Here is a 12,197-nt window from a genome sequence, read left to right on the forward strand (position 1 = left end):
TTGACCGGCGTTGTATGACCGGCGTGTCCGGAAGGTGACGTCAGACCGCCACCAGCGGAGCGTCCTCGCGCCACTTGAGGATCTTGTCGAAGCTCACGACGGCCCCCGCCCGGCCCGGCGCGCTGCCGAAGTGCACGTGGTCGGCGAGCTCCCGGATGAGGCACAGACCGCGTCCGTCCTCGGCGTCCGCGGCCACCTGCCGTGCCGCGCCCTGCGGCCGCCCCACCGCCGCCGCGGGGAAGCCGGGACCCGTGTCCGCGACCTCGATGCGGCACAGCTCGCCGTCGAGGTAGGCCGTGACGCGGTACGCCTGGGAGGAACCGCCGCTCTCGTCGCCCCCGCCGTGCTCGACGGCGTTCGCGCAGGCCTCGCTCAGGGCCACGGAGAGATCGAAGGAGATGTCCGGGTCGACGCCCGCGGTCTCCATGGTGCCGATCAGCAGGCGGCGGGCCAGGGGCACGCTCGCAGCCTCGCGCCGCAAATGGAGTGACCACCAGATGCTCATGCTCCAGCCTCCCGGCCGCGGCTCGACATACCGTTACGTATTGCCCCTCGTGGCCGGACATAAGCGCGGTGTTCGCGTCAGACCCCCCATATGGCGGATGTCTCCGTCCCGCCGAACGGTGTATGCGGGACGGCTCACACCAGAAGGTGATCTTCCGGTCCTCTTCGGTCGTACGGCATCTTGTGGACCTGCCGTACGGCGCGGGGGGCGCCAGTGCGATGATGAGGCCGCCATGACTGCCCCCCACCCGCCAACGGCGCGCTCCGGAAACGATCTCCGGATCCTGCGGGCCGCGGTGTTCGCCGCGGTCTGCGTCGTGCTGGCCGCGGCGGGGCACACCCTCGCCTCCTGCGCCGCCGTTCCGCTGTGGTCGCTGGGGGCGGGATTCCTCGGGGCGGTCCTGGTCGCCGCACCCCTCGCCGGACGCCGGCGCTCGCTGCCCGGCATCGCGGTGCTGCTCACCGCCGGACAGACCGCGCTGCACGCCCTGTTCGGACTGGGCCAGCACGGCACCACCGCGGTCACGGCGTCCGGTACGGCGGCCGCGTCCGCCGCCGGCGGTCCGGGCGCGCTGTCCGACGCCTCGCTGGTCCAGCAGGCGGCCCGGCTGGTCTGCGGGACGACCGCGGCGGCGATCAGCCCGGCCCAGGCCGAGCGCATCCTCGCCGACGCGCGGATCGCCCCGGACGCCCACACCGCCGCGGCGCACCACCCCGCCGACGCGCTGGCCGCGGCGGGCACCCCGGCCTCGCTGCTGCCGTCCCTGCCGATGCTGCTCGGCCACCTCCTCGCCGCCCTGGCCACCGGCTGGCTGCTGCGGCGCGGCGACCTGGCCCTGGCCCGGCTCGTCGAACTCTCGGCGCAGTCGGCCCACTCGGTGGCCGAGGCGGCCCTCGTCCGTGCCCTGCGCGCGGCGCTCTCCCTGGTGCGCACCCTGCACGCCGGGCTCGCCGGCGCGCCCGGCACCGGCCCGCGCCCGCCGCACACCGCCCGGCTGGTGACGCCCGGGCCGCACACCACCACGCTCCAGCACACGGTGATCAGGCGCGGCCCGCCGAGCGACGTGTTCGCCCTCACCGCCTGACACGACGCGACCACCACCCCGCTCACGCCCATCGGATCCCGCCCGACGGTTCTGCCCGTCGGCGCGCCCCCGGCGGCCGGAGTCCGGAGGGGCCGCCGTCGTGCGGCACGCGCGCGTGCGCGCATCCCTCCCGACCACCGCGTCACCGGGCAGCCCCGGTGACCCACCCGAGCGGAGTGCTCCGTCCATGAAGGCTTCCCGTATCGCCGCCGTCGGCGCCGTTTCCGGCATCGCCGTCCTCGCCCTGTCCGCCCCCGCCTTCGCGCACGTCAGCGTGCAGCCGGAGGGCGCGGCCGCCAAGGGCGGCTACGCGACCGTCAACTTCAAGGTCCCCAACGAACGCGACAACGCCTCCACCACCAAGCTGGAGGTCAACTTCCCCACCGACCACCCGCTGGCGTCCGTGATGCCGCAGCCGGTGCCGGGCTGGAAGGCCGAGGTCACCAAGTCCAAGCTGGACAAGCCCCTGGAGTCGCACGGCGAGAAGCTCACCGAGGCCGTCACCAAGGTGACCTGGACCGCCGACGGCAAGGGCATCGAACCCGGCTACTTCCAGAAGTTCCCCGTCTCCCTCGGCGCGCTGCCCGAGGACACCGACGAGCTGGTGTTCAAGGCGATCCAGACGTACTCCAACAAGGAGGTCGTCCGCTGGATCGAGGTGCCGCAGGAGGGCCAGGAGGAGCCCGAGGCACCGGCGCCCGTACTGAAGCTGTCCGCCGCCGAGGACGACCACCACGGCGCGTCGGGCGCCAAGTCCGACGACGCCGAGGCCAGTGACGACACCGAGGCCGCGGCGCAGAACACCGCCGCCGACGCCTCCTCCTCGGACTCCGGTTCCGGCGATGGCACCGACACCACCGCCCGCGTCCTCGGCACCGTCGGCATCGTCGTCGGCGTCGCGGGCGTCGCGTACGGCGTGCTGGCCGGCCGGCGTCGCGACGCCGGCACCTCGGCCTGACGACGCCCGCGCCAGCACCCCGGCACCGCGACGCCCACGCCGGTGCGTCGCGGTGCCACCGCCGGCGCGACCTCTCGTCCGGTGTGCACCGGGGCTCCTCCGCCCTCCGGCGGGACGGCCCCGGTGCACACCGGAGCACCTCACATCTGGGACATTTCTCTATGCGCAAGAAGACGTTCGCCGCGGCCGCCCTGCTGGCCGCCGCCTCCCTGACCCTCTCCGCCTGCGGCAGCGGCGCCGACAGCGACAAGCCCGTCGCCGTGGTCTCCGAGGACACCGGCCGACAGGCCGCCACCCTCCTCGACAAGCCCTTCGAGAAGCCCGACCTGGTCCTCACCGACACCCAGGGCAAGAAATACGACCTCCGCGAGCAGACCGCCGGCAAGCCCACGCTGATCTACTTCGGCTACACCCACTGCCCCGACGTCTGCCCCCTGACCATGAACAACATCGCCGTGGCCAAGAAGGAGCTGTCCCAGGCCGAGCAGGACCAGCTCCGCGTCGTGTTCGTCACCACCGACCCGGAACGGGACACCCCGGCCGCCCTCGGCAAGTGGCTCAAGGGCATCGACCCGCAGATCGTCGGCCTCACCGGCGACTTCGACACCGTCCAGGCCGGCGCCCGCACCCTCGGCATCTCCATCGACCCGCCGACCAAGGACAAGGACGGCAAGATCGTCTCGACGCACGGCACCCAGGTCGTCGCCTTCTCCCCGAAGTCCGACGCGGGCTACGTCCTCTACGGCGAGGACGCCGGCGTCGAGGACTACACGCAGGACCTCCCCAAGCTCATCAAGGGGGAGAACCCGTGAAGGCCCGTTCCGCTCTCGCCGCCGTGACGGCGACGGGCGCCCTCGCCCTGGTGCTCGCGGGCTGCGGCGACTCGGACTCCGGGTCCGGCTCCGGCTCCGCCTCCGGGTCGGGAGCCGGTGCCGAACTCTCCGTCGGCGCCGCCTACATACCGCAGCCGGTCTCCGACTCGATGGCGGCGGGCTTCCTCACCATCACCAACGAGGGCGACGCGAAGGACGAACTCACCTCCGTCACGAGCGAAGCCGGCGACGTCACCGTGCACGAGACCGTCGACGGGACCATGAAGGAGGTCGACCGCCTCCCGATCCCCGCCCACGGCAAGCTCGTGCTCGAGAGCGGCGGCAACCACCTGATGTTCGAGCGGCTGAAGCAGCGGTTCAAGGAGGGACAGACGGTCTCCGTCGAACTGCGCTTCGCCCACGCCGACCCCGTCACCGTCGAACTGCCCGTGAAGGCGGCCACCTACCGGCCCACCACCGGGCAGCCCGAGCACTCCGAGCACTCCGGACACTGAGGGAGGGACCACCGTGACGCAGACCACCGCCCCGCGCCTGCGGACCCTGGTGCTGCTGCTCCTGGCCGCGGCCTGCGCGCTGCTCGCCGGCGCCGGGCCCGCCTCCGCGCACGCCGCACTGACCAGCAGCGACCCCCGGCAGGGGGCGGTGGTCGACAAGGCTCCGGCCCAGGTGTCGCTCACCTTCTCCGAGTCGGTCTCCATGGACGACGACTCGCTGCGCGTCCTCGACCCCAAGGGCAAGCGCGTCGACGACGGACGGCCGGCCGGCACCGGCGGCACGACCTACACCGTGAAACTGCACGCCGGGCTGCCCGACGGCACGTACACGGTGACCTACCAGGTCGTCTCCGCCGACAGCCACCCCGTGGCCGGCGCGTACACCTTCTCCGTCGGCGCCCCGTCCGAGACCTCGGTCTCCGTGTACACCACGGAGGCCGGCGAGGGACCCGTCGGCTGGCTGTACGGCCTCGGACGGTACGTGTCGTACGCCGGGTTCACCGTGCTGGTCGGCGGTGCCGCCTTCGTCCTGGCCTGCTGGCCGCGCGGCTCGGGGGTGCGGGTGGTGCAACGCCTGGTGGTCGCCGGTTGGCTCGCGCTGACCGCCGCCACCCTGCTGCTGCTCCTGCTGCGCGGTTCCTACACCGGCTCCGGGACGTTCGGCGACGTCTTCGACCTGAACCTGCTCGGCGAGGTGCTGCAGACCAAGACCGGCGCCGCCCTCGTCTCCCGGCTGCTGCTGCTCGCCGCGGCCGCGCTGTTCGTCGCCGTGCTCTTCGGGGCGTACGACAAGCGTGAGGACGAGGAGAAACGGGACCTCACCTTCGGGCTGGCCATCGGCGGGGCGGTCGTGGCGGCGGGGCTCGCGGCCACCTGGGCGATGTCCGAGCACGCCTCCGTCGGCCTCCAGGCCGGCCTCGCCATGCCGGTCGACGTCGTCCACCTGCTCGCCGTCGCCGCCTGGCTCGGCGGCCTCACCACCCTCCTCGTCGCCCTGTACCGGGCGCCCGCGGACACGCCCGTCCCCGCAGCGGCCGTACGCCGGTTCTCGCGCATCGCCTTCGGCAGCGTGATCGCGCTGGTCCTGACCGGCACCTACCAGTCCTGGCGCCAGCTGGGCTCCTGGACGGCCTTCACCGACACCCGGTACGGACAGCTGCTGCTCGTCAAGATCGGGCTCGTGGCGGTGCTGGTCGGCGTCGCCTACCTCTCACGTCGGTGGACGGCACAACTGGCGGAGGCCGCGCCCGCGGTGCTCCGTCGGCGGGAGAAGGAACGCGAGAAGGAGGAAGTCGGAGCGCCCAAGAGCGCCGAGAAGGGGTCCGGCACGGCGAAAGGCGCGGACACCGCAACCGGCGCGGCGAAGGGCGCGGGCAAGGCCGTCGGCACGGCGAAAGGCGCGGGCACCGCATCCGGCACGGCGAAGAATCCCGGTGACTCCCGGCGGGCCGCCCAGCTCGCCCGGCAGCGCGCTGCCGTGGACGCCGCCCGGCAGAAACGGCAACGGGACTCCGACCCCCACCGCTTCGGGCTGCGCCGCTCCGTGCTCGCGGAGGCGGGCGTCGCCGTCGTCCTGCTCGCCGTCACCACCGTCCTGACCCAGACCGAGCCGGGCCGGACCGAGGAGGAGGCCAAGGCCGCGGGTCAGTCCTCCGTCTCCACGTCCACCCCCGCCACCGGGGCCGTCAGCCTGGACATGCCCTTCGACACCGGCGGCCCGAACGGCAAGGGTGTCGTACGGGTCGAGCTCGACCCCGCCCGCGTGGGCGCCAACGACCTGCACCTCTACGTCGAGAACCCGGACGGGAACGCCTTCGACGTCCCCGAGGTGAAGGTCGCCTTCACCCTCAAGGCCAAGGACATCGGGCCGCTGCCCGTGGTCCCCGACCACATCACCACCGGACACTGGTCGGCGAGCGGAGTCCAGGTCCCGATGGCCGGCGACTGGGAGGTCGCCGTCACCGTACGGACCTCCGACATCGACCAGATGACCGTCTCCAAGAACACGCAGATCGGCTGAACCGCACCATGGCTGACCAGTCCCTCCCGCAGGCCCGGACCCCGGACGCCCCCCACGGGGCGTCCGGCGGACCGGGGCCGCACGACTCCGGGAACACCACCGCCCGCGAGGGCATCACCCGGCGGCGACTGCTCGGCACCGCCGGTGCCACCGGGCTCGTGCTCGGCGCGGCGGGCGGTGCCGCGGGCTACGCCGCCGCCCCCTCCTCCGCGGCCACACCGCTCACCTCGCTGGGCAGCGAACGGGTGATGTTTCACGGGAAACATCAGCCCGGCATCACCACCCCCATGCAGGCCTGCGGCCACCTCGTCGCCTTCGACCTCGCGGCGGGCGCCGGACGCAAGGAGGCCGCCGCGCTGCTGCGACGCTGGTCGGACACCGCCCGGCGGCTCATGGTCGGCGAACCGACCGCCTCCCGCGACACGGACGTGGCCCGGGACGCGGGGCCGTCCTCGCTCACCGTCACCTTCGGTTTCGGGCACAGCTTCTTCGGCCGGACCGGCCTGGCCGAGCGGCGTCCGGTCGCCCTCGACCCGCTGCCCGACTTCTCCTCCGACCACCTCGACAAGAACCGCAGCAACGGCGACCTGTGGGTGCAGATCGGCGCCGACGACGCCCTGGTCGCCTTCCACGCCCTGCGCGCCATCCAGCGGGACGCCGGGACGGCCGCCCGCGTCCGCTGGCAGATGAACGGCTTCAACCGCTCGCCGGGCGCCACCGCGCACCCCATGACGACCCGCAACCTCATGGGCCAGGTGGACGGCACCCGGAACCCGAAGCCGGCCGAGTCCGACTTCGACCGGCGGATCTTCGTCCCCGAGCAGCCGGGGAAGAACGAGCCGGCGTGGATGGCGAACGGCTCCTACGCCGTCGTACGCCGGATCCGCATGCTCCTCGACGACTGGGAAGCCCTCTCCCGCACGGCGCAGGAGGAGGTCATCGGGCGCCGGAAGTCCGACGGGGCACCGCTGTCCGGGGGCACCGAGACCACCGACATGGACCTGGAGAAGACGGACGCGGCCGGGGACCTGGTCATCCCGATCAACGCCCACGCCCGCATCAGCCGCCCCGACCAGAACGGCGGCGCGGCCATGCTCCGCCGCCCCTTCTCGTACCACGACGGCTTCGGCACGGACGGCGTCCCGGACGCGGGCCTGCTCTTCATCTGCTGGCAGGCCGATCCGCTGCGCGGCTTCGTGCCGGTGCAGCGCAAGCTGGACCGAGGAGACGCGCTGTCGCAGTTCATCCGGCACGAGGCCAGCGGCCTGTTCGCGGTGCCGGGCGGCGCGGCGGAGGGCGAGTACGTGGGGCAGCGGCTGCTGGAGGGGTGACAAGGCGTGAGCCCCGTCTCCCCGGGCCCATTAGGGTGAGGACATGCCAGCCAGTTACGCGTATCTCGGCCCTGAAGGCACCTTCACCGAAGTCGCCCTGCGCACCCTTCCGGAGACGGCGACCCGGGAGCTGGTCCCGTACGTATCCGTCCAGTCCGCGCTCGACGCGGTACGCACCGGCGAGGCCGAGGCCGCGTTCGTGCCGATCGAGAACTCCGTAGAGGGCGGCATCACCACCACCCTCGACGAGCTGGTCGCCGGCCAGCCGCTGATGATCTACCGCGAGGTGCTGCTGTCCATCACCTTCGCGCTGCTGGTCCGTCCCGGCACCAAGCTGTCCGACATCAAGACGGTCACCGCCCACCCGGCGGCCCAGCCCCAGGTACGCAACTGGCTCAAGGCCCACCTCCCCGAGGTCGCCTGGGAGTCCGCCGCGTCCAACGCGGACGGCGCCCGCCTGGTCCAGGAAGGCCGGTACGACGCCGCGTTCGCCGGCGAGTTCGCCGCGGAGCGCTACGGACTGGAGGTGCTGGAGGCCGACATCCACGACGCGAAGAACGCCCAGACACGCTTCGTGCTCGTCGGCCGCCCCGCCCGGCCCGCCGCGCCCACCGGCGCCGACAAGACGTCCGTCGTGCTCTGGCAGCGCGACGACCACCCCGGCGGCCTGCGCGACCTGCTGGGCGAGTTCGCCACCCGGGGCATCAACCTGATGCTGCTGCAGTCCCGGCCCACCGGGGCCGGCATCGGCAACTACTGCTTCTGCATCGACGCCGAGGGGCACATCTCCGACCGTCGGGTGGCCGATGCCCTGATGGGCCTGAAGCGGTCCTGCCTCCAGGTGCGCTACCTCGGGTCGTACCCGCGTGCGGAGGTCGTGTCGACGGACGTGGCCTCGCTGCGGCCGGGGACGTCGGACGCGGACTTCGTCGCGGCGGCGGACTGGGTGGCGCGCTGCCAGGACGGCCGGTTCTGACCGCTGGAGTCCGGCCGGTCGTACCTGCTGATTGTCGTTGTCCACAGAAGTTATCCACAGGTCTGCTTCTCGACCTGGGGACAAGTCGACAACGAAACGGCATTCAGTCGACATATCCCCCCACAGGCACCCACTCCGTCCACAGGCGCCCAGGTCACCCCTCGTCCACCTGTTTCTCGCCCGCCATCCTCCGGAGTGACACCGAGCGCCCCGTTTCCACTCGAAAGTGGGGGCGTGGAGGGTTTGAAGAACCCCTCTCCGCAATGAGGAATGATCACTTCCGGGGATTCCACAGATGTTGCGCACAGCCTGTGGATAACTTTTCCCGGCTGTGGATTCCTGTGGACAACGACGGCCCAAGTCCCGTCCTCCACAAGGGAATCCAGTCAACCAGCCCTCCGCCCACTGCCCCGTTCAAGGGACCGGATCTTCTTTCCTTGACAAGCGGAAACACAAGGAACACAGCGGGCAATACCCGCATAACGGAACCTGCGCACCGGGTTCGGCAATAGTGAGTCGAGACCCGTCACCGCACACCGGTAGCCTTGACCGCGTGATTGACCTTCGCCTGCTCCGTGAGGACCCTGACCGTGTGCGCGCGTCGCAGCGCGCCCGTGGAGAGGATGTCGCGCTCGTCGACTCCCTCCTGTCTGCCGACGAGCGGCGCAGGTCGTCCGGCGTCCGCTTCGACGAGCTGCGAGGCGAGCAGAAGGGCCTCGGCAAGCTCATCGGCAAGGCCACCGGCGACGAGAAGGCCGAGCTGCTGAAGCGGGCGAGCCAGCTCGCCGCCGACGTCAAGGCCGCCGACGCCGAGCGCGACGCGGCCGACGCCCAGACCCAGGAGCTGCTCCAGCGGCTCGGGAACCTCGTCCACCCCGACGTCCCCGTCGGCGGCGAGGAGGACTTCGTCACGCTGGAGACGCACGGCACGCACCGCGACTTCGCGGCCGAGGGCTTCGAACCCCGGGACCACCTGGAGCTGGGCCAGCTGCTCGGCGCAATCGACGTCGAGCGCGGCGCCAAGGTCTCCGGCTCGCGCTTCTACTTCCTGACCGGCGTCGGCGCGCTCCTGGAGCTCGCCCTGGTCAACGCGGCGATCGCCCAGGCCACGGCGGCCGGCTTCACGCCGATGCTGACCCCGGCGCTGGTGCGCCCGCAGTCGATGGCCGGCACCGGCTTTCTCGGCCAGGCCGCCCAGGACGTCTACCACCTCGACAAGGACGACCTGTACCTGGTCGGCACGTCCGAGGTGCCGCTCGCCGCGTACCACATGGACGAGATCCTCGACGCGGACCGGCTCCCGCTGCGCTACGCCGGTTTCTCGCCCTGCTTCCGCCGCGAGGCGGGCTCGCACGGCAAGGACACCAAGGGCATCTTCCGGGTGCACCAGTTCGACAAGGTCGAGATGTTCTCCTACGTCCTCCCCGAGGACTCGCAGGCCGAGCACCAGCGCCTGCTGGAGTGGGAGAAGCAGTGGCTCACGTCGCTGGAGCTGCCGTTCCGGGTGATCGACGTGGCCTCGGCCGACCTGGGCGCCTCGGCCTCGCGCAAGTACGACTGCGAGGCCTGGATCCCGACCCAGGGCAAGTACCGCGAGCTGACCTCGACCTCGGACTGCACCGAGTTCCAGTCGCGCCGGCTGTCGATCCGCGTCCGCGAGGACAAGAAGGTGCGCCCGCTGGCCACGCTCAACGGCACGCTGTGCGCCGTACCGCGCACGATCGTGGCGATCCTGGAGAACCACCAGCAGGCCGACGGTTCGGTGCGTGTGCCCGAGGTGCTGCGCCCGTACCTGGGCGGCCGGGAGGTCCTGGAACCGGTGGCCAAGTGACCGACACCGAAACCGCGGGGAGTTCCACGAGGGACTTCCCGTACCGGCTGATCGCGACCGATCTCGACGGCACGCTGCTGCGCGGCGACGACACGATCTCGCAGCGCACCCGTGACGCGCTCGCCGCTGCCACCGCGGCGGGCGCGGCCCACATCGTGGTCACCGGCCGCGCGGTCCCGTGGACCCGGCACATCCTCGACGACCTCGGTTACGACGGTCTGGCCGTCTGCGGTCAGGGCGCGCAGGTCTACCACGCGGGCGAGCACCGGCTGCTGACCTCGGTCACGCTGGACCGCCAGCTCGCCGGGGTGGCGCTGGCCAAGATCGAGGCGGAGACCGGCCCGCTGTACCTGGCGGCGAGTCGCGACGGCCTGGACGGTGACGTCCTGGTCGGTCCGGGCTACGCGGTCGGCGGCGATCTGCCGGCGGTGCCGTTCACCGACGCCTCGGATCTGTGGTCGGCGCCGCTGAACAAGATCTACATCCAGCATCCGACGCTGTCCGACGACGAACTGGCGGAGGCGGCCCGGCGCACCGCGGGCGGTTTCGTCACGGTCGTCATGGCCGGCGCGGGCATCGTCGAGCTGCTCCCCCTCGGGCTGTCCAAGGCCACGGGCCTGTCGCTGGCGGCGCGCCGGCTCGGGCTGAAGGCCGCGGACACGATCGCCTTCGGCGACATGCCCAACGACGTCCCGATGTTCGGCTGGGCCGCCCGGGGAGTGGCGATGGCCAACGCCCACGCGGAGTTGAAGGCCGTGGCCGACGAGGTGACGTCGTCGAACGACGAGGACGGCATCGCGGTGGTCCTGGAGCGGTTGTCGGGCTGACGTCGCCCTGGTGCTGACCGCACGGCCCGGACGGCGCCGGCGTCCCCGTCGGTCGGCCCACGCGAGGCGTCCCGCGTGCTCGAAGCGGCCGCCCTTCGCACCGGCGCCGTCCGGCCTCGTGCAGTGACCACAGTGCCGGTACGGAAAGCCGGGCGCCACCGATTAAAAGCGGACGTACGCCGCCTTACCGCCTGCGCCACCCGCGGCGTCGGCCCTTGCTGAAGAACCAGCCGGCGGGCGGCTCGTCCGAGCGCCACGGCTGCGGTTCCGGCTTCTCGCAGCGCCAGCGGGCGGCGAGCATCCGGGCGCGGGCCGAGGGCTCGGCGGTCCCGGCGTCGCGGACGAAGTCCTCGTCCAGGACGATGCCCTCCCAGGCGCCGTCGCCGGTGTCGCCGGTGTCGCCGCCGGCGGTCTCCCGCCCGGAGCCGTCCGCGGTGGAGCCTTCCTCCGGCTGTCCGCGGCCGTCGTGCTGAGGTTTCTGGTCCGTCATCCCGGTCCTCCCGGCCTGCGTCCCGTGCGTCCTCGCACCTCCCGTACGGGGACGCCGTTCCCGTACGCCCCCGGCCCAGTGTGCCCGGGCCGGGGTGAAGGCCCCGTCAGGTCCGGGGGCCGCTCACTCCTCCCCGGCGAGCGTCAGCGACCGCAGCTTCTGGCCGGCGTACCAGGTCGCGAGGACGGTGACCCCGGCGAGCAGCACGATCGCGGTGGGCAGGCCGACGTCGGAGGTCACCAGGTCCCCGTCGGCGACCTTCTGGGCGACCGCCAGCGACCACTGCTGGACGCTCAGGGTGCGGGCGCCGGGCACCAGGGAGCCGAACAGGGCCTCCCAGACCAGGGCGTAGACGAGTCCGAAGACCACCGCGTGCCGGGACACCGTGCCCAGCAGCAGGAACAGCGCGGCGTACGCGATGGAGGCGACCAGCGCGGCGATGGTGTAGGCGACGGCGACCTGCTGGCCGTTGCCGTTGAGGATCAGGCCGGCGAGGAGCGTGGGCACGGCGGAGAAGACCATCGTCACGGCGACGGCGACGATCAGCTTGGTGAAGATGATCGTCGGCCGCTTGATCGGCTTGGACAGCAGGTACACCACCGAGCCGTCGTCGATCTCGGGGCCGATGGCTCCGGTACCGGCGATGACACCGATGATCGGCACCATGGTGGCCAGCGCGAACCCGCCCAGCACGTCGGCCGCGGTCTGGTCGTCGGCTCCGGCGAGCGCGCGCACCGCCACGGCGATGACGAGCAGCAGCAGGGGGAGCGCGCCGAGGATGAGGGCCCGGCGGCGGCCGAGCAGGGCTCGGTAGGTGAGCCGGGCGACTGTGGGGTCGTACATTCTTC

Annotated in this window: 12 protein-coding genes; 9 read left to right on the plus strand and 3 right to left on the minus strand. The window is 72.3% G+C overall.

Going from position 1 to position 12,197, the window contains the following annotated elements:
- Positions 1-40: 40 nt before the first annotated feature.
- The gene (locus tag ACFIF2_RS28630; protein ID WP_395576119.1) at positions 41-505 is read right to left on the minus strand and encodes an ATP-binding protein; all 465 of its coding nucleotides are present in this window, start codon (positions 503-505) and stop codon (positions 41-43) included.
- Positions 506-737: 232 nt separating this feature from the next.
- Between ACFIF2_RS28630 and ACFIF2_RS28635 the strand changes: the two genes are divergently transcribed.
- The 9 genes from ACFIF2_RS28635 to ACFIF2_RS28675 all read left to right on the plus strand — a co-directional run bounded on the left by ACFIF2_RS28635 (position 738) and on the right by ACFIF2_RS28675 (position 10,859).
- On the plus strand, positions 738-1,589 hold the full coding sequence (locus ACFIF2_RS28635; protein ID WP_395576120.1) for a hypothetical protein: 852 nt from the start codon (positions 738-740) through the stop codon (positions 1,587-1,589).
- Positions 1,590-1,776: 187 nt separating this feature from the next.
- Positions 1,777-2,547: a YcnI family protein gene (locus ACFIF2_RS28640; protein WP_395576121.1), complete on the plus strand. Its 771-nt coding sequence runs from the start codon at positions 1,777-1,779 to the stop codon at positions 2,545-2,547.
- Positions 2,548-2,708: 161 nt separating this feature from the next.
- Entirely contained in the window at positions 2,709-3,359 is a 651-nt protein-coding gene (locus ACFIF2_RS28645) for an SCO family protein (RefSeq protein ID WP_395576122.1), read from the plus strand.
- Entirely contained in the window at positions 3,356-3,874 is a 519-nt protein-coding gene (locus tag ACFIF2_RS28650; RefSeq protein ID WP_395576123.1) for a copper chaperone PCu(A)C, read from the plus strand. The genes ACFIF2_RS28645 and ACFIF2_RS28650 overlap by 4 nt, the downstream gene beginning before the upstream one ends.
- A gap of 13 nt (positions 3,875-3,887) precedes the next feature.
- Positions 3,888-5,894, plus strand: a complete 2,007-nt coding sequence (locus ACFIF2_RS28655) for a copper resistance CopC/CopD family protein (protein WP_395576124.1) — start codon at positions 3,888-3,890, stop codon at positions 5,892-5,894.
- A gap of 8 nt (positions 5,895-5,902) precedes the next feature.
- Positions 5,903-7,225 carry an iron uptake transporter deferrochelatase/peroxidase subunit gene (gene efeB, locus ACFIF2_RS28660; protein WP_395576125.1) on the plus strand — a complete coding sequence of 441 codons (1,323 nt, stop codon included), beginning with the start codon at positions 5,903-5,905 and terminating at the stop codon, positions 7,223-7,225.
- Positions 7,226-7,268: 43 nt separating this feature from the next.
- Positions 7,269-8,201 (plus strand): prephenate dehydratase, encoded by a 933-nt coding sequence (gene pheA / locus ACFIF2_RS28665; RefSeq protein WP_395576126.1) that lies wholly within the window; start codon positions 7,269-7,271, stop codon positions 8,199-8,201.
- 553 nt (positions 8,202-8,754) lie between these two features.
- Complete coding sequence (serS, locus tag ACFIF2_RS28670) at positions 8,755-10,032, plus strand: serine--tRNA ligase (RefSeq protein WP_395576127.1); 1,278 nt, start codon at positions 8,755-8,757, stop codon at positions 10,030-10,032.
- Positions 10,029-10,859, plus strand: a complete 831-nt coding sequence (locus ACFIF2_RS28675) for an HAD family hydrolase (protein WP_395576128.1) — start codon at positions 10,029-10,031, stop codon at positions 10,857-10,859. The genes serS and ACFIF2_RS28675 overlap by 4 nt, the downstream gene beginning before the upstream one ends.
- Positions 10,860-11,043: 184 nt before the next feature.
- Here ACFIF2_RS28675 and ACFIF2_RS28680 read toward each other — a convergent pair whose 3' ends face one another.
- Positions 11,044-11,349, minus strand: a complete 306-nt coding sequence (locus ACFIF2_RS28680; RefSeq protein ID WP_395576129.1) for a hypothetical protein — start codon at positions 11,347-11,349, stop codon at positions 11,044-11,046.
- 123 nt (positions 11,350-11,472) lie between these two features.
- Positions 11,473-12,192 (minus strand): ABC transporter permease subunit, encoded by a 720-nt coding sequence (locus ACFIF2_RS28685; protein ID WP_395576130.1) that lies wholly within the window; start codon positions 12,190-12,192, stop codon positions 11,473-11,475.
- Positions 12,193-12,197 lie beyond the last annotated feature (5 nt).

This window comes from Streptomyces sp. BK79 (genome assembly GCF_044142145.1).
Classification (GTDB): Bacteria; Actinomycetota; Actinomycetes; order Streptomycetales; family Streptomycetaceae; genus Streptomyces.